General features: G+C 57.0%; 11 protein-coding genes. 3 read left to right on the top strand and 8 right to left on the bottom strand.

Annotated elements, in window-relative coordinates; all coding sequences use genetic code 11:
- Nucleotides 1-74: 74 nt before the first annotated feature.
- Nucleotides 75-1178 carry a PilT/PilU family type 4a pilus ATPase gene (locus ABIE59_RS06105; RefSeq protein WP_354445223.1) on the bottom strand — a complete coding sequence of 368 codons (1104 nt, stop codon included), beginning with the start codon at nt 1176-1178 and terminating at the stop codon, nt 75-77.
- A 189-nt stretch (nt 1179-1367) separates the two neighbouring features.
- Here ABIE59_RS06105 and ABIE59_RS06110 point away from each other — a divergent pair, with 189 nt between their 5' ends.
- Together ABIE59_RS06110 and ABIE59_RS06115 are read left to right on the top strand one after the other, a co-directional pair.
- The gene (locus ABIE59_RS06110; RefSeq protein WP_354445225.1) at nt 1368-3056 is read left to right on the top strand and encodes an arylsulfatase; all 1689 of its coding nucleotides are present in this window, start codon (nt 1368-1370) and stop codon (nt 3054-3056) included.
- 33 nt (nt 3057-3089) lie between these two features.
- Nucleotides 3090-4118 (top strand): porin, encoded by a 1029-nt coding sequence (locus ABIE59_RS06115; RefSeq protein ID WP_354445227.1) that lies wholly within the window; start codon nt 3090-3092, stop codon nt 4116-4118.
- Nucleotides 4119-4151: 33 nt separating this feature from the next.
- Here ABIE59_RS06115 and ABIE59_RS06120 read toward each other — a convergent pair whose 3' ends face one another.
- Nucleotides 4152-5141 carry a helix-turn-helix domain-containing protein gene (locus ABIE59_RS06120; protein WP_354445229.1) on the bottom strand — a complete coding sequence of 330 codons (990 nt, stop codon included), beginning with the start codon at nt 5139-5141 and terminating at the stop codon, nt 4152-4154.
- Between the two features lie 187 nt (nt 5142-5328).
- Here ABIE59_RS06120 and ABIE59_RS06125 point away from each other — a divergent pair, with 187 nt between their 5' ends.
- On the top strand, nt 5329-7419 hold the full coding sequence (locus ABIE59_RS06125; protein WP_354445231.1) for a tetratricopeptide repeat protein: 2091 nt from the start codon (nt 5329-5331) through the stop codon (nt 7417-7419).
- A 36-nt stretch (nt 7420-7455) separates the two neighbouring features.
- On the opposite strand, the gene ABIE59_RS06130 is transcribed toward ABIE59_RS06125, so the two are convergent.
- From ABIE59_RS06130 to ABIE59_RS06155, 6 genes are all read right to left on the bottom strand, one after another.
- Nucleotides 7456-8844, bottom strand: coding sequence for an SLC13 family permease (locus ABIE59_RS06130; RefSeq protein WP_354445233.1), 1389 nt, complete (start codon nt 8842-8844; stop codon nt 7456-7458).
- 24 nt (nt 8845-8868) lie between these two features.
- A complete protein-coding gene (locus ABIE59_RS06135) occupies nt 8869-9453 on the bottom strand; it encodes an antibiotic biosynthesis monooxygenase (protein WP_354445235.1) in 585 nt (194 codons plus the stop codon).
- Nucleotides 9450-11057, bottom strand: a complete 1608-nt coding sequence (locus ABIE59_RS06140; protein WP_354445237.1) for a methyl-accepting chemotaxis protein — start codon at nt 11055-11057, stop codon at nt 9450-9452. The genes ABIE59_RS06135 and ABIE59_RS06140 overlap by 4 nt, the downstream gene beginning before the upstream one ends.
- 72 nt (nt 11058-11129) lie before the next feature.
- Nucleotides 11130-12461 carry a DUF1329 domain-containing protein gene (locus ABIE59_RS06145; RefSeq protein WP_354445239.1) on the bottom strand — a complete coding sequence of 444 codons (1332 nt, stop codon included), beginning with the start codon at nt 12459-12461 and terminating at the stop codon, nt 11130-11132.
- A gap of 18 nt (nt 12462-12479) precedes the next feature.
- Entirely contained in the window at nt 12480-14396 is a 1917-nt protein-coding gene (locus tag ABIE59_RS06150; RefSeq protein WP_354445241.1) for a DUF1302 family protein, read from the bottom strand.
- A gap of 42 nt (nt 14397-14438) precedes the next feature.
- Nucleotides 14439-16904, bottom strand: a complete 2466-nt coding sequence (locus tag ABIE59_RS06155) for an efflux RND transporter permease subunit (RefSeq protein WP_354445243.1) — start codon at nt 16902-16904, stop codon at nt 14439-14441.
- Between the last annotated feature and the right edge of the window lie 11 nt (nt 16905-16915).

Genomic DNA, 16915 nt, shown 5'->3' on the forward strand with positions numbered 1-16915 from the left:
ACGATAGCTTGCTCATCAGGACAGTCGCAACAGGACAAAGGTGCCATAGTGTTTTCCACGATGGCGATTGCCGTTCAGCTCTCGTCAATACTCAACAGGTCACTGGGTGACCGGAAGCCACCGCTGGCGAGGCGGATCCTGACTTCAAGGTTGTGTCTTGAGTTAGCGTTGCTCAGGGCCTCCTCCTGTGAGATTTTGCCTTGGTCGTAGAGCTCGAATATCGCCTGGTCGAACGTTTTCATGCCATGTTCGCCGCCGCGGGTCATGATGTCTGCAATGCCATCAATCTCGCCCTTTGAGATCAAATCCCGGATGTAGGGGCTGGCGAGCATCACCTCTACCGCCACCACTCGCTTACCGTCCTTGCCTTTCAACAGGCGCTGAGCCACCACGGCTTTGAGGTGCATGCTCATGTCCATGAACAGTTCCTTATGGGCGTGCTCTGGAAAGAAGTTCACAATCCTGCGCATGGTGTGGTCCACGTTGCTCGCATGCAGGGTGGAGATGCACAGGTGGCCGGTTTCTGCATAAGTGAGGGCGTGTTTCATGGTGTCCCGATCGCGTATTTCGCCAATCATGATGACATCCGGTGCTTCACGCATGGCCCGGCGCAGGGCTTCGTTGTAGGACCGGGTATCAACGCCCACTTCCCGCTGGTTGACCACGCTTTTTTTGTGGTTGTGGGTGTACTCAATAGGATCTTCTACAGTCAGGATATGGCCAGACTGGCAGCTGTTACGATGGTCGATCATGGACGCAAGCGTGGTGGATTTACCGGAGCCGGTTGAACCAACCACCAGTATCAGCCCCCTGGGTTCCATAATCAGCTGCTTCAACACCGGCGGCAGGCCCAGGCTTTCAATAGACGGAATCTCGTTACGCAGGTGGCGGATCACCATGCTGACTTCGCCGCGCTGCCAGAAGACATTCACCCTGAAGCGCCCGACTTCATTCACGCCAACCGCCATGTCGAGTTCCAGGTTCTTCTCGAACTCAGCCCGCTGCTTGTCGTTCATCACCGAGTAGGCTAACTGCCTCACAGCGCCGGAAGACAGAGGGTTCTGGGTGATCGGGCCGGTTTTGCCCTCGACCTTCATCATCACCGGTGAACCGGTAGAAAAGAAAAGGTCAGAGGCACCCTTGTCGGCCATGACTTTCAGGTAGGCGGGCAGTTCCATGAAGACTCCTCGTGCAATGCGGACGACTATCACCACTATATATTGTAATCGGGTATTTTGCGTCTCAGAGAATGTTGCGCATTTATGACAACGCCTGCGCATACGGGATAACCCCTACCCATAAACCCTCAGCAGAATGATGTTGACCACACACTGGTGGCACAACCACGAACTGATTGAGGGCATAGCATGTACAAAAACAACACGCTGCTTCGTCGGTTGGGGCTGGCTCTGGGGTTGGTGGCAGCGTCTACGCTGGCATCGGCCAACCAGGCTGAGAAACCCAACTTTCTGCTGATTATTGCCGATGACCTGGGCTATTCAGACATTGGTGCCTACGGGGGTGAGATTGAAACCCCGAGCCTGGATGCCCTGGCCAACGAAGGCATCCGGATGACCAACTTCCACACCGCTCCCACCTGCTCCCCGACCCGGTCCATGCTGTTTTCCGGAACCGACAACCACCGCGCTGGCATCGGCAACATGGCCGAGCTGCTCACTCCGGAACAGAAGGGACAGCCAGGTTATGAGGGGCACCTGAATGATCTGGTGGTGACTCTGCCTGAGGTGCTGCGGGATAACGGGTACCACACTTCCACCACTGGCAAATGGCACCTTGGCCGCACCGAGGAGCTGAGCCCCAATGCCCGTGGATTCGACGAATCCTGGGTGCTGGTTCAGGGCGGCGCCAGCCACTTTGATGATGGCCGGGCGATTATCGGTGTCGATCCGAAAGCCATCTATCTGGAGAACGGCAAACAGGTGGAGGTGCCCAAAGGCTTCTTCTCTTCCGATTTCTACGCCGACAAAGCCATTGAGTACGTAAACGCAGCCGGCGACAAACCGTTCTTCCATGTGCTGTCGTTCACGGCACCCCATTGGCCCCTGCAGGCTCCGGATTCCTACATCAAGAAATACGAGGGCCGTTATAACGAAGGCTATGAAGCCATTCGTCAGCAGCGCCTTGGCAAGATGCAGGAGATGGGACTGGTAGGGCAAAAGCTGGCCGCCAACGTGCCCTTTGACCAGCTGCCAACCTGGGATGAACTGACCGATGAGCAGCGCAAGATCGAAGCCCGCAAGATGGAAGTCTACGCCGCCATGGTGGACAACATGGATGAGAACATTGGACGGGTGATGGCCCACCTTGAAAAGACCGGCAAGCTCGACAACACCGTGGTTATGTTCATGTCGGATAACGGCGCAGATGGCAACAGCCCGGAAGTGCTGCCCCGCAACAAGGAATGGATTGCCGCTGAGTACGATAACAGCTTCGACAATATGGGCCGTCCGGATTCCTACATCTGGTATGGCGCCCAGTGGGGGCAGGTCAGTGCCACGCCCTGGCCTATGTGGAAAGGCTACCCAACCCAGGGTGGTTTGCTGGTGCCGGCTATCCTTAGCTTGCCGGGTAAAGACGCCAAAGGCGAAATCAACCACGAATTCTTCCATGTGATGGACATTATGCCGACTTTCCTGGAACTGGCCGGTATTGATGTACCCAAGAGCCCCTACAACGGCCGTGAGATCTTCGAAGTGCAAGGTGTCTCCATGGTGCCAGGCCTGAATGGCAACGCCCCTGAAAACCGGGTTGTTGGCTGGGAACTGTATGGCCGCTCCGCCGTGCGCATGGGTGACTGGAAAATTCGACTGATGGAGCCACCTTATGGCCCCGGCGAGTGGCAACTGTTCAACCTGACGGAAGACCCGACTGAAACCACGGACCTGGCCAGCAAGGAACCTGAAAAGCTGAAGCAACTGCTGGCTGAGTGGGACAAGTACGTTCAACGCAATGGCGTTATCGCGGCTGACCCTGCCGACATGCGGAGAGTTGGATACAGCTTCACCACCTGTCTGTTCGACAAGTGTGTTGAGTAAGCCGACCCCATGTTCGAGAACAGGAGATACCCCATGAAGCTGAAACAGACACTCCTGGCTGCTGCGGTCTCTGCCGCAGTCGCCAGCCCGGCCCTCGCGGTCGAACTGGATAAACCGGACTTCTATGGGCACCTGAGTGCCGGCGCCCTCAAAATCGAAGGTAAAGATGCCGAAGCGGAAGCCTTGAAGCTGGAGCTCGGTTTGCAAGGCAAAGCGGCTATCGATAAAGGCCTGAACCTGAACTACGCCGTGGAAGTGGACCTTGCATGGGCCGCCAACAGTGCCGATTACCCTACCACCGGCCGTGATGGCGAGGCCGATGTGCACGTGAAAGAAGCCAAATTCTGGCTGCCAACCCGCTATGGCCTATTTGTGGCGGCGCCCCGGGGCACCAGTGGCCAGTGGTCGGATATCTACGGGCCCATCAACCACTACGAATACAACGTGTCCCGGGCGGACCCACGGCCCGATGGCATCTTCGCCCAGCCGGATCGGACATCAGGTACCTTTGCCTATCACACCCCCTGGTTTATGAAGACCAAGCTGGTGTTTGCAGCCATCACCCTGAATGACAGCAACGGCAAGGATGCCGACGGCCGCTCGGTTCGCCTGGTGCATAAGAGTGACAATCTTGGGTTTGCCATTGGCACGACCCAGCTGGTGCAGGAACAGCTGCCGCCGTTTGCCACGGATGATTACCTGATCTCTGCCGCTGGCGTGAGTTACCAGCTGGGTGGCCTGGCCCTGGGTGCGGTCTGGGAAAACAACCGGAACGCACCCTACCCGCTGGACCCACAAGGCAAGGCCGACTTTGATTCCTACGGTGTCTCTGCCCAGTACATCACCGAGGGTGGCACGGGCGTAGCGGTCGGCTACAAGGAAAAGGATCATGACTATGATGCGGCGGATAACTTCGTCTATACCCTGAAACTTGAGCAGAGGATTACCCCTCAGGTGAAAGTATGGGCGGAGACCGGGCAGTTCGATAAACCGGTTGCAAGCCCGCAGGGGGCACTGGTTATGGATACCAACTACGCCGTGGGCTTTAACGTAACCTTCTGACTCTGAAAGCGTCTTGCCCGGCAAGATTTGGTATCAAACCGAATCGAGCCGGGCCTTTTTGCTGACCACTACCCGGGATGCCCGGCATTGCCGCAGGGTTTCCGAAGGCAGCTCGCCGAAGGCTTCCTGATATTGGCGGGTAAAGTGGCTCAGGTGGTTGAATCCATAGGAAAACGCTGCATCGCCAATGGTGATGTCAGGGCTGGTTCTGAGTAATTCACGAACGCCTTTGAGCTTGTGGCAGAGAATGAACCTGGCAGGTGTGGTGTTGAGGTAGGTGCGAAATCCGGACTCCAGTGAGCGCCGGCTGGCGCCGGTGATCCGTAGCAGGTCACAGACTGATATGGGGTCGCGAATGTGGGCCAGTATCCACTCCGTTGCCAGTCGAATCCGGCCAGGAAGTATCGACGGGTTTTCCAGGCCTTCCCGGTGTAACTGGTTGGCAAACTGTGACAGCAGTAACCCCTCCCATTGGGACTGAACCGAAGGGTCGATTCGCCCCTCACAGATCTCGTGTTGTTGGGCCAGGCAGCTGATGGCATTTCTCAAAACCTGAGCGTCCTGGTGATTGCCAGGTATAAACGCATTGGTTTCGCGAAGAAAGCTGAGGTCCGGAACACCCAGGGTATCGATCAGCTTCTGGCGCGCCAGGCTCATGACCACCGCCCGTGTGCCCTTTTCCCAGATCAGGTCTGCCTGCTTGCCCGGTGCCGTCAGCACCAGGCTGTCGGCCGGCACATGGGTATCCAGGGATTTGCAGTAAATATTGCCGGACAGCACCAGAACCGCATGAAAGGTTTGCTGGGTGTCTGACTGAATGTGAACCTTCTCGGACCACATGGCGCCAAACAGTGAACTGCTGCCCACCGGCTGCAGAGTCAGCAGGTTTTCGGCCCGGCCACTGCCAGACAGCGGGGCAACCTCCCGGTCTTCGATGTGGGCATTGATAAACGCCTTCGCCTCCTCAAAATCGGGAGAGCGCACACCCACGTTGTATCGGAATGGAACCAGTTTCTCGTTCATGGCGGAGTCGTTGTTGTTGTGTGGTCAGCCCTATGAATCATCACGATCTTTATCATAATTCAAGCAAGTGGCAGGCCATATCCCAAAAGTTGGGCCAGCCCTTGCAGGTTGAGGTCTTGTAGGGTGTGGCAGAAGGGTATTCCGCGAATTCGGGTTTATGATCTGGTGAAATGAGTGCATAAGTAACATGGAATTGAACGATATGATGAAGCAACGCTGGACGCTATTAGCCCTCTGTCTGCTGGTGCTGGCCGGTGGCAAAGCCCTGGCCAATCCTGCCGATTGTGTCGAATGTCATGCCAGCGAAGTTGCAGAGTGGTCCCGCTCCCAGCATGCGGTTGCCATGGCTGAAGCCACGCCGGAGTCGGTCGCGGGAGACTTCTCTGGTGCCCGTTATGAAGATCCGGACCTCGCCGTTCAATTCCTGCAGAAAGATGGGCAATTCCTCATTCATACCCGGGAGGGCGACGACAAGCGCGAGTGGGCCGTCCGGTACACCTTCGGGGTTTATCCCCTTCAGCAATACCTGTTAGATATTGGTGACGGCCGTCTTCAGGCTTTCAATATCGCCTGGGATACCCGGGCCAAAGCCGAGGGAGGTCAGCGCTGGTTCCGGCTGGATGAGCCCGGGCAAAACCGGCCCGGCGACGCCATGCACTGGACCGGCATCTACCAGAACTGGAATAACCAGTGTGCCGATTGTCACTCCACCGGGCTGGAGCGTCACTACGACCCGGTGGAAGATCGTTACCATACCCAGTGGCAGCACGTGGCCGTGAGTTGCACCGCCTGCCATGATGCGGCTCTGGACCATGCCTCGGCGCAGCGTAGCGGAGACTTCCTGGCCGCTGGGGTGCAACTGGCTGCGGTGGGCGCCTGGCTGGTGAGCGAGGGAAAGCGCCCACCCCGCCTGCAGGGTGCCAAATCCGGTTCCGAACAAGTTGCCACCTGCGGCCAATGCCATTCCCTGCGTACCAGCCTGACGGATTCCGCCGGTGGCCAGGTACATAACCAGTTCAGCCTGAGCCGGCTCGATCAGCCACTTTACTATTCCGATGGGCGAGTCCGGGAAGAGGTGTTTGTGCTGGGCTCCTTTGAGCAAAGCAAGATGTTCCAGGCTGGAGTTGTCTGCTCGGATTGCCACAACCCCCATACCGGAAAACTGAAGATCGAGGGCAATGCTGTTTGCGCCCAGTGCCACAATGCCGGTGATTACGATACCCCGGATCATCACCATCACCCCCGTAACAGTGATGGTGCGCAGTGCGTCAGTTGCCACATGCCCGAAGCCACGTTTATGAGGATCGACGACCGGCGGGAGCACAGCTTCATGGTGCCCCGGCCCGATGTGTCGAGGGAATCCGGTAGCCCGGATGTTTGCCTGGCGTGCCACACGGACCAGGATCGTGCCTGGTCGGTAGAAACGGTCGAGAGCTGGTATCCGGACCTGTATCAGCCGGATACCTGGCACCATGTTCAGCAGAGAAACCTGACAGAGACCTTGGCCTACCTTGAAGATGAGCGTGAACCCGCCCTTCGTCGAGCAACATTGTTGGAACAGCATGGGGAAGCGCTTGCCGCGGGGCATGCGGCAGTTCTGGCGCGGCTGGCGAAGAGCAGTCACGCTGTGATTCGCGAAAGCGCCTATCGTGTGCTCAGGCACGGCAACATGAGCCAGGCCCGGGAGCTTGCTGAAAATGGTCTGGCTGATGACTCCCTGGCGGTCAGGCTGGAGGCCTTTGAATCCATGGTGTGGTCCGGCATCCTGCCGGACCCCGAGCGCTGGGGCGAAGTTCAGAGAGAATACGAGCACTACGTTGATATGCAGTCAGACCTGCCCGCAGGCAATGTGCTGAAAGCCCGATACCTGATGGCCGGGGATTATGTCTACAAGGCTGAGCAGCAACTCAACCGTGCTCTGGCCAAAGACCCGGGCTACGTGCCGGCCACCATCCTGCTGACCGACATTCTCCGTTCCGGCGACCGCAATCTGGAGGCGGTCCGGGCCATTGATCAAACCCTGGAACACAGCCCTGACGAACCACAACTGATTCACCTGCGGGGCTTGATCCGCGTTCGCCTGCAAGACTACCCGGCGGCGCTGGCTGATCTGGAACGGGCCTATGAGCTGACGCCCGGCCAGTGGTTGTTTGGCTACCGGTACGCGGTTGCACTGTTCCAGTTAGACCAGAAGGACAGAGCCAGGCAAGTGACCCAAGCCTTGTTGCAACGATACCCCGATAACGCACAATTGCGGGCACTGATGAACCACCTGTAGGGACAACCAGAACCGGGGCTGGGGCGCGCTGTCGCCTCAGATCCACCCCAGCCACCTCCACCACAGGTAATCCAGCGGAAACAGAATCACGATGGTGAGGGCGGCCAGTATCAGGCACAACCGGGCGGCATGGCGCATGGGAATTCCGGCCAGGGGCATGGCCATCATCAACGGCACGGACTGGTAGGTGAAGATGATGGTGGAGAAGCCCAGAACCTGGGTCATCAGTACCGCTTCCAGGCTGAAACCGGTCATCTCGCTCATGGCGCCAGCCAGGGGGGTGAGCGTTGCCGGAATGCCGGCCAGGGTGGTGACCATCCCGGTCGCGGTCGCCGCCAGTGACAACGTAAGGAAGTTGGCGAAATCCCGCCCCGGCTCCAACGGCAGCCAGGCCAGTACATGGCCGCCCAGAATGCCGCTGATGTTCTGATGGTTGATCAGCCCGGCAATGCCCAGCAGGCCGGCCACCACCAGAATCGAGCTGATATTCACTTTCTGGTTGAAGCTCTGGGTGGAGATCATGCCAATACCGGGCATCAGCAGCAGGGTGGCTGCGGCCAGGCCAATCCACGCAGCCGAGATCTGGTGCCAGGTGTCGGTCAGCCAGAATCCGAGGGTCACCAGAAGAATCATCATCAGCCGCGATTCCGTGAAATTGAAAGGCCGGCCTGGGCCCGCTTGCGGAACCGGTTTCGGGTTGTCCGGGTACAGCCGCACCAGCACAACCACCAGCAGGATGGCCTTGAGGATGCCCAGCACCGGAAAGTGCAGCAACAGGTATTCCCCGAACATCGGGCTCCAGCCATGAATCTTCTCGGCAGAGCCGATCATGATCATGTTCGGAACATTGGCGGGCAGAATGGCAAAGGTGGGCAGATGGCTGCCAAAGGCCGCCGCCAGCCCGACGGCTTTCTGGCCATTGCTGCCAGGCTCAAAGCCACAGCTGTGGGCGATGGTCAGCGCGATGGGAATAAATAGAACAATACGCCCCACCGAGGACGGCATGACAAAGCCCAGCACAATGCCGATCACCACGATGCCGGCGATCAACCGGGTATAGCTGGCATCCAGGTGGCGGGTAAACAGGTCTGACACCCGCTGAGCCAGGCCGGTTTCCGAGATGGCAATGCCGATCACCAGCCCGGACACAATCAGCCAGCAGGCGGTTGAAGTGAGCCCGGAAAACACCACCTCGGCCGGGGCCAGCGACAACAGCATGGCCAGGGTCAGCACCAGCAGGGCGGTGACAAACTCCGGCAAGGCGCCGGTGGCGAACAGCACAAGCCCGGCCATCACCAGCAAGGCCGATAGCAGTTGCGGGCCGTCAAACCAACCCGCCACCGGGCTGAACAGCAACCCGGCAGACAATAATGGAATCAGGGCCAGCGCGAGCCACTGAGACCGGCTAACAGGCAGGTTGGTCATTGCCGGGTAAGATCCTTCTCGCCGTTAACGAACATCGTGGTTCTTTTTCGGAAACAGCCAGAAGGCAAACCACCGGGTCATCCATGGCATCAGCACGTAGCTCATCAGCAACATGACCACGATGGTGACCGCCATGGTGCGGAGCAGCAGCGGGATCTGTGCCAGCAGGTCGCCGAAGAGCAGGAACACCAGGGTAACGGCGGGATACAGGGCCAGCCAGCTGACGAAGGTCATTTTCCACTTGGGTGGCGGTTTGACCGGGTTCTGACCGGGCAGGGTAAACCAGGTGACAATGCCAGAGGTGACTTCCCGCTCACTGGGTTTTGCCAGCAGCGCTTCAATCTGCTCAAGCAGTTCGGCTCTTTCGGGGGAGTCTTCCCAGGCGGTCAGGGTGTCCCGGTCCCGGAACTTGAAGACAATCCGGTATTCCGGGTCATCCGGCGAGGAGGGCCGGAACATGGTGGCACCCAGATAACCCGGGAAGCTGGCGGCCCTTTCGGTCATCTGGCTGCTGAGTTGCTCAAAGGCCGATTCCTCACCTATTTTTACCCGGCGGGAAACCACCACCGTGAGGGGAGTGTGGGTGTCCTGGTTGGTGTGCGTTGTCACGATACCTTCTCCTTGAGCTGTACTTGCCGAGCATTGCTGGCGCTGGCGGGCATCAGGTGTTTGATCAGAAACTTCTGGCGGAACACATGGTGGCCAACGGATTCACCGGCGTTTACCGTATCTGCCAGTTGGTGACAGGTCTGGCTGGCGAGCTGGTGGATGGTGTGGATCTCCTGGCTCAGCTGGCTGACGGTCTGGCTCTGCTGCTCGGTGGCCGCAGCAATCTGCTGGTTCAGGCCATCGCTTTCGTTAATGCCGGCGACAATGGCCTGAAGCGCTTCGGCGCTGGCGGATACTTGTTCAACACTGGCCGCTGACTGGCGCTTGCCTTTTTCCATGGATTCAACCACCCGGGCAGACCCTTCCTGCAGGGCGCTGATCATCTCGCGAACTTCATCGGTGGATTGCTGGGTTCGTTTGGCCAGGGATCGAACCTCATCGGCAACCACCGCAAACCCTCGCCCGTTTTCACCTGCCCTGGCGGCTTCAATCGCCGCATTAAGCGCCAGAAGGTTAGTTTGTTCGGCGATGGCATTGATCACATCCAGTATACGCCCGATGGCCTGACTGTTCTGGTCCAGCTCCTGGACAATATCGCCGGCCTCTTCCAGTTCCCGGGCCAGGGTGCGAATACTTTCCTGTGCGGCTGCGGCGGAGCGGGCACTGTCGTCACCGGATTCCCGGTTGCGGGTGCTCAGATGGGCGGCCTGATGGGTGCTTTCGGACACCTCCCGAATGGTGGCACTGAACTCTTCCACCGAGGCCGCGACGGTACTCAACCCGGAGAGCTGCTGTTCAGACGCTCGGGTGCTGGCCTGCAACAGTGTATTGGCCTGGCCGACATAGCCTTCGATCTGGCTGCCGCTGTCCCGTACCCTGGCGATCATCACGTTCAGCCGGGTTTCCACCAGTCGCATGGCCAGTTGGATCTTGCCGACGGTGCCGGCTTGGCCGGTGTACACCAGTTGTTTGATGGGGTGGTCTACAATGCCCTGACAGTACCGGGACAGCGCTTGTAAGGGGCGGTTCAGCAGGAAAAGCGCCAGGCCACACAGGGCGCTGCTGAGGGTAAACAGAACGGCGAACAGTGCGGGTTGGGCCATCAGCCCGGCTATCAACAGGGGGCTGAACAACAGCGTTGCCAGAAGCCATTGCTGAGTGGCCGGCGCCAGCCCGGGAAGCTTCAGGGCCAGTGGTTGTTTGCCCCTGGCCCGGGCCTGGTAAACCTGCTGGGTGCGCTGAACCGTGGCACCGTCCGGTACCTGATAAATGGCCTGGTATTCGACAACCTGACCGTGCTCGTCCGAGATTGGAGTGACAAAGGTATCGAGCCAGAGATCGTTGCCGCGGGCGTTGCGGTTCCGGATCATACCCATCCAGGAGTCATTCCGCCCCAGGGTTTCCCACAGATCATTCAGTGGGCCTTTGGGCATGTTCGGGTGTCGAAGCTGGCTGAACCCTTCGGCTTTCAGCGTGTCTTCATCAAAGCCGCACAGCCGGCAAAAAGCACTGCTTGCGTAGGTGATTCTGCCTTTGTCATCGGTCAGTACCAGAAGTTGATCCTGGTCCTGCGCGTTCCCTGGTAATGGTTCATATCGGGACATCTTTTTTCATCCTCCGAAATGAAAAAGGGGCCCGCACAGCGGGCCCAAAGGAGAGCAACTACGACTTGCCGATCAGCTGCCTGTTGCGCGCATGTGCTGCACGTTAAACATTTGTGGTGGTGACAGTTTAGGGTCAACCTGGCCCTTGAACTGGCCGGTGGTGCAGTGGCTGGCCTGAACATCGATCATGCTGAAGCTGTCATCGATAGACACGCCGCTGCCCTTGTTCTTGGGCAGGTGATGGTCCGGATGCGCCTGGCCAATGGTGAAGGTTTTCCACATGCTGCCCTTGCGGTCATAAGACACGGTCCGGGGAATAGTGAAGGTCTGTGCGTCCATATAATGAACGCGCTTCTGCAGCGGGTGGCTGTCATCCACCGGAACGGCTTCCACCTCGTACACCTTGCGCAGTTGCCAGGTGATTTCCGGGAAACAACCACCCTGGCCATCAAAGGCAACAACCTGGTAGCCATCGTCATCCTGGTGAGTCTCTGTATCGAGCTTCATGTCATTGTGGTTATAGAAGGGCATCAGCATGTGACGGGTCCCTTTATAGGTCCAGTTCATGTCTGAAATGCGACCGTTATAACCTTCAAAGTCCTCGATCATCAGATCGGAACCCAGGAACGCATCGGTAACCTGACCGGTAGCCAGACGGCGTACACGACGCTGGAAGCCCAGATACAGCCATGAATTGTCCCGCTTGAGGTCGTCGGAAGCGCGGTGGATCAACAGCTGGGTGTTGCGAACATCAGCCGGATCCAAAGCTTGCACGTAGATAGCGCGGAACAGGTCAGACGGGTTTGGCGTAATCTCTGGTACTGGTTCCTGGTTCACTCGGCCCTTGAAGTTCAGGAAATGGAAATTGAACTTGATGGTACGTTCCACCTTGCCGGAATCCATGTCGCGGTATTTCCAGTAAAATGGAGCTACGGCAGCGCTGTCGCCCCAGTTGTAGCCATATTTATAGTTCCATGCGAGCTTTTCACCGGCCCGGGGGTCACTTTCATCCGGTTCCTCAGGGAATGGTCTGCCAGCCTGCCATCCGTTGATCTCACCGACCTGGTCGCCCAGGGATACCTTACCCAGAGAATCACGAGTGGCATTTACGTAGCCTTCATTCAGGCCAAAAGAAGTGGTTTCGCCTACGGTGATCGATGTCCAGCCATTTTCGATAAAGGTGTAGAAGGCAGGGTCGATGATATCCTTGAACTGGGCCACGTTGGATTGGTCGATGGTCATGCCAACGTCGAGGCCCTCATGGCTCGGAACTTCATTTTCGTAGGGAAAGAAGGAGTTTTGAATAACATCCTCGTTTGCCTGCACCTGAGTGGCAAACATGCCAGCAGCAAGACCAGCTGCGAGGCACTGTGACAGTATTGTCGGTTTTGTTGTTGGTTTCATGTTTTTATCCTCTTGTTATCAGAAGCTGTAACGTGCAGTCAGCTGGATTTCGTCTTCTTTCTGGGCCATACCGATGGGGCCGGACTTGAAGCGGCCGAGAGGCTCATAACTTCCGAGACCGGCAGACTCTCCTGGTTGATGGCCCGCAACGCCCGGTGTTTGGGTGAACGGATCCCAAGGATTACAGGAGCGACAATCGTCGAATTCACGGGCACCGTTGCCCACTTTGAAGTTTCCGCCCAAAGTCAGCTTGAAATTGTCGTTAACCAGCCAGTCAACTGAAGGTGCAATAGCGGTGGCTTGAGCGCGGAAGTCGTGGGCTGTAATGATTTTCGGGGTCAGGCGACCATTCATGTAGAACCCTTGCATCAACAAGGTGGCGGTCCAGTTGTGTTCATAATCTGGAATGCCAGCTTCGCCGTAGGTTCTCTGCTCACGTTCGTGGTCCAGAATGTGCTGGCCGAAAATCTGTCCGGAGAACAGGAAGGCCTGGCTTTCGTTCAGGGCCGGGATGAAGATGTTTTTGTCCGCGCCGATTACGTAACGGAGTACATCTGATTCGGAATAGAGCTCTTTGCGAAGGGTATTGGCAAATTCCTCACCCGAGGTGTAAGCCGTTTCTACGCGGAATACCGTGTCAATTCCCTGAGAGTAATAGTCCAGAGAGCCACCAACGAGATTCACGCGCGGGAAGTGGATGTCGAAAGCGATCAGGCTCGGCCAGACGGCAGTCTCTCCGGTGAACGGATTGGTTGCAGGAATACCTCCTCTGAGCGAGGGTAGTTGGGATCGATAGGTAAGTGCGTTGAGAGAAAAGCCCAGATCACCATAAACCCCTTCAAGCTTCAGGCCCAGCTGAGTATTTGACAGGCTCCAGCTGGGCATGTGTGCCTTGCGGATACCGATCTGGCCGGGTCCGAAGTCTGTTGCGAGGCCCCCGTCAGGAGTAGCCCCCGCGAAGTTTGCCACGGTTCCACCATTTTCCCAGAGGTTGTTCATGCCCCGGAAGAAACAGCCGGCATCCAGCATCACGTTTGGTTGGCCGCACTGGCCAATGTCATGGGGGCGGAACTTGTCGAAGTTCCACACCACCTGAAAGTTCAGGTCATCAAATGCCAGACCGTCGAACACTTCGGTGGGGCCCATGCGGTAGTCAGTCCGCAGTATCCACATGGGAATCCGGATATCTTCCAGTTCGTCGTAGATGTTGTTCCGGGAGTAATCCACCGGGTTGATGACATCGAGTACCCGGAACAGGTCCGTTCTGCCCCAGATAACCTGCTGTTTACCCAGTCGTGTACTCAGGATGTTGCCGTTATCGAAGTTAATATCGAAGTCGACATAGAGTTCCCGGATGAAGTCGGCGCGATCGTTGAACTCCTGGAATCTCAGGTCGTTGGAGTCTTTGTCCAGATATCCGTTGATACAGCCGCGGTCGTCTTTGTCACAGGGGCGCACCGGAACGCCGAAGGCGACACCGTTATTCTGTGAATGCAAATGCTCTCCCAAAACCACCATACCATCATTGGGATTCTGGCCAGTATCAATGCCGAAGAGGGTTCCGGGAATTGTCAGTCCTCCGCCGTGAGGAACGTTGCCTTGCACGCCTTCCAGTTCAACGGGGCCGCCAGCATTCCGGCCATACTCATCATCATTCAGATCATAAACTCCGTCATAACTTCCCCGGAGTGTGGCGTTGAAGCCCACATTGCTGAAAATTCCCACATCACCGGCTTTTTTCTCCAGCTCTAGTTGCAAGGTATTGCGGAATTTCGAAAGCCCCACGCCTTCTCGGCCGTAGGTGGCGTTTTCAACGTAACCGTTAACGCGGGTATCTTCTGCCGCTACGGTTGTGGTCAATGGAGTCAGCGCCAGGCAGGCACCACCCGCAAGGGTGTAGCACCAGAGCCTCAGGCCTTTTGTTTTTATTTGCATGGCTTGTCCTCGTTACAGGTTTTTTTGGAGTTTCGTACCGGGTTACGCCCGGTACGGTTCTCCTGGCACAAATCCGTCCTCCTGCTTCCTGGCGGGAGCAGCAGCCGGAGTTGATTTCGGTTTTCTATGATCCGAATGCAGAATGCCGTCTTCGTCGGCATAGACGTCGGTGATAAAGCGTGGCTTGAAGACCAGCACCCATGAGGGCACCAGAAGCATTGCGGCAAGACCGTTAATGATGATCATTACGCACAGCAATAACGCGGCATCGGACTGGAAACGCAGGTCAGAGAAGATCACCCACATGATGATTCCTGCCATCAGTGTCAGTGCGGTGAAGCTGATTGCCATGCCGGTTGTAGAAATAGAACGCTGCACAGCTTCCCGGAGGTTCTGAGACTTGGCCATTTCTTCCCGGATGCGATCCATCATGTAGATGGAGTAATCAATACCGACACCTATGCCCACGGCGATTACCGGCACCGTGTTGATGTCGATACTCAGGCTGTTCAGGCCCATATAAGCGTAGGTCATGGTGGTGGCAAACAGCATAGCCATCAACATCATGAGGCCGGCGTGCCATGACGTGTAGAACAGCATGACGAAAGCGAAGATCAGCAGGAATACAAGCGGCAGAACGATTACATTGGTCTCGAATGCTGATTCGTTCATTGCGGCCGCTACGCCCAGGGTGCCCCCGGCCAGCCGAATGGTCAGTCCTTCTACGCTATCGCCATTCTCTGCAATCCATTCCTTTGCCATGTGAATGGCGCGGCGAATGGTTTCGCCCTGGCGGTCCTTGTAATAGAACACCAGGTTGGCAACACGGTCGTCGGTATCGTTGAACTCGTCCAGGGCACCGGGAACCGGGCTGGAAGCCATGTAGGTGAACATCAGGCCGCCCACGTAGCCGGCATCGTGGGGAATCTGGTACCAGCGGGGGTCGTCGTTGTGCATCAGGCGGTTAACCTGCTTGATCAGGTCGGGCAGTCCCTTGGCGCCACCTACCTCCGGGTCAGTCAGCATATGGGCCTGAAAGTCGGCCAACGCTGTCAGTACCTCCGGGCGTTTCAGCCCTCCTTTTTCATCGGTTTCAGCAACGATATAAAGTTCTTCTGATCCAGGGAAACGCTCGTTCACGATCCGGGACGAGACGTTGTAGTCATGATCGGGATAGAGAATTGGAGAACCGGGCTCGGAGTCGCCAATCTGGACATTGGATGCGGCCAAGAGTCCGCCGAGCATCGCAATGGCGCCTACGGCCAGGATGACTCGGGCAGAACCCGGTTTGGTGACCATGCGCGAACTGGTGCTACCAATATGGCGCAACACCGTTTCCCGGATTTTCGGGTTCTTGGGTGTTGGCAGGATGGAGAGCAGCAGTGGTACACCTATCAGAACGGTAAATACCACGGTGATGGCCCACAAGGAGGCATAAATGCCAAGGTGGGTGTTGAGAGGGATGGAGCCAATGGCGATAAGGGATAGACCGATGGCGTCAGACACCACCCCTAGTGATCCTGGACGGAACAGGCTGTCAAAGGTTGCCTTGGCAGCTTTCGGGCCGTTACCCAGTTCCTGGGTTTCGGCATAATAGCGCTCAACCAGCTGAACCCCGTGGCTCATGGCTCGCGCAGCAATCAAAAAGGGGATTACCAGGCCGAGAGGGTCAAGGTTGTAACCCAGGAAACTGATAATCCCAAGCCCCCATATTGTGGAGACAAGAACGCCGCCTAGGGGGATGAGCACACCGTACGCTTTACGGAAGTGGAAGATGAGCAGCGCTAGCATGGCGAGCACAGTGAACACAAAAATTTGCAGGATCTGGTCCATATAGGTGTAGGCCCAGCCCACTAATACCGGCTGGCCTGTGGCATAAATGGTAACGCCTTCCGACGCCTCTTCAGCTCGCAGTTCCTGGAGTTGGGCAAACGTTGTTTCATAATCCAGTTTGCCTTCGATCAGCTGCGCTTTGACCAGCGCCATCTTCAAATCGGGTGACACGAGAGGCCCGTAGACCCGCGGGTTTGCGGCAACATCAGCGCGCATGGATTCCAGTTCTTCGGAGGAATACAGACCGCGAGTGGAGTCGTAGTAGGGCTCGGAGTTAATACTACCTACTTCGGTGAGCCATACTTTTCGGGAGTTTCGATGGGTGACACTGGATACCAGGTTGTGGTTGACGCCCGGCAGGCTATCGACTGCCTGAGTAATTCGATCGATGCGAGCGAGATTTTCATTCGTGAAAATGTCGCCTTCTTCAAACTCAACCCCTACCACCAACACATTAGCACCACCGAAACTGTCTTTGATGGAGTTGTGCAGTTCAATGTAGGGGTGTTGTTGGGGCAGCAGGTCGGCAAAGTCGGTAAATATTTTCAAACCGGGAATTCGCAGGGCGAAAACCAGGGTCAGAATAGCAATCAGTGAAAGCACCTTGCGTGGGTTGTTGAATATCCACACTTCCAGCAGGTGCATCAGGTGCGTGAAGCGATGCAGTTTGGACATGGTCAGTTACC

Origin of the sequence: Marinobacter sp. MBR-99 (assembly GCF_040547575.1) — a bacterium.
In the GTDB taxonomy this organism is placed as follows: domain Bacteria; phylum Pseudomonadota; class Gammaproteobacteria; order Pseudomonadales; family Oleiphilaceae; genus Marinobacter.

Excerpts from the sequence above, each read along its gene's own strand:
- ABIE59_RS06105 (WP_354445223.1), bottom strand. The coding sequence starts at position 1,178 with ATGGAACTGCCCGCCTACCTGAAAGTCATGGCCGACAAGGGTGCCTCT.
- ABIE59_RS06110 (WP_354445225.1), top strand. The coding sequence starts at position 1,368 with ATGTACAAAAACAACACGCTGCTTCGTCGGTTGGGGCTGGCTCTGGGG.
- ABIE59_RS06115 (WP_354445227.1), top strand. The coding sequence starts at position 3,090 with ATGAAGCTGAAACAGACACTCCTGGCTGCTGCGGTCTCTGCCGCAGTC.
- ABIE59_RS06120 (WP_354445229.1), bottom strand. The coding sequence starts at position 5,141 with ATGAACGAGAAACTGGTTCCATTCCGATACAACGTGGGTGTGCGCTCT.
- ABIE59_RS06125 (WP_354445231.1), top strand. The coding sequence starts at position 5,329 with ATGGAATTGAACGATATGATGAAGCAACGCTGGACGCTATTAGCCCTC.
- ABIE59_RS06130 (WP_354445233.1), bottom strand. The coding sequence starts at position 8,844 with ATGACCAACCTGCCTGTTAGCCGGTCTCAGTGGCTCGCGCTGGCCCTG.
- ABIE59_RS06140 (WP_354445237.1), bottom strand. The coding sequence starts at position 11,057 with ATGTCCCGATATGAACCATTACCAGGGAACGCGCAGGACCAGGATCAA.
- ABIE59_RS06145 (WP_354445239.1), bottom strand. The coding sequence starts at position 12,461 with ATGAAACCAACAACAAAACCGACAATACTGTCACAGTGCCTCGCAGCT.
- ABIE59_RS06150 (WP_354445241.1), bottom strand. The coding sequence starts at position 14,396 with ATGCAAATAAAAACAAAAGGCCTGAGGCTCTGGTGCTACACCCTTGCG.
- ABIE59_RS06155 (WP_354445243.1), bottom strand. The coding sequence starts at position 16,904 with ATGTCCAAACTGCATCGCTTCACGCACCTGATGCACCTGCTGGAAGTG.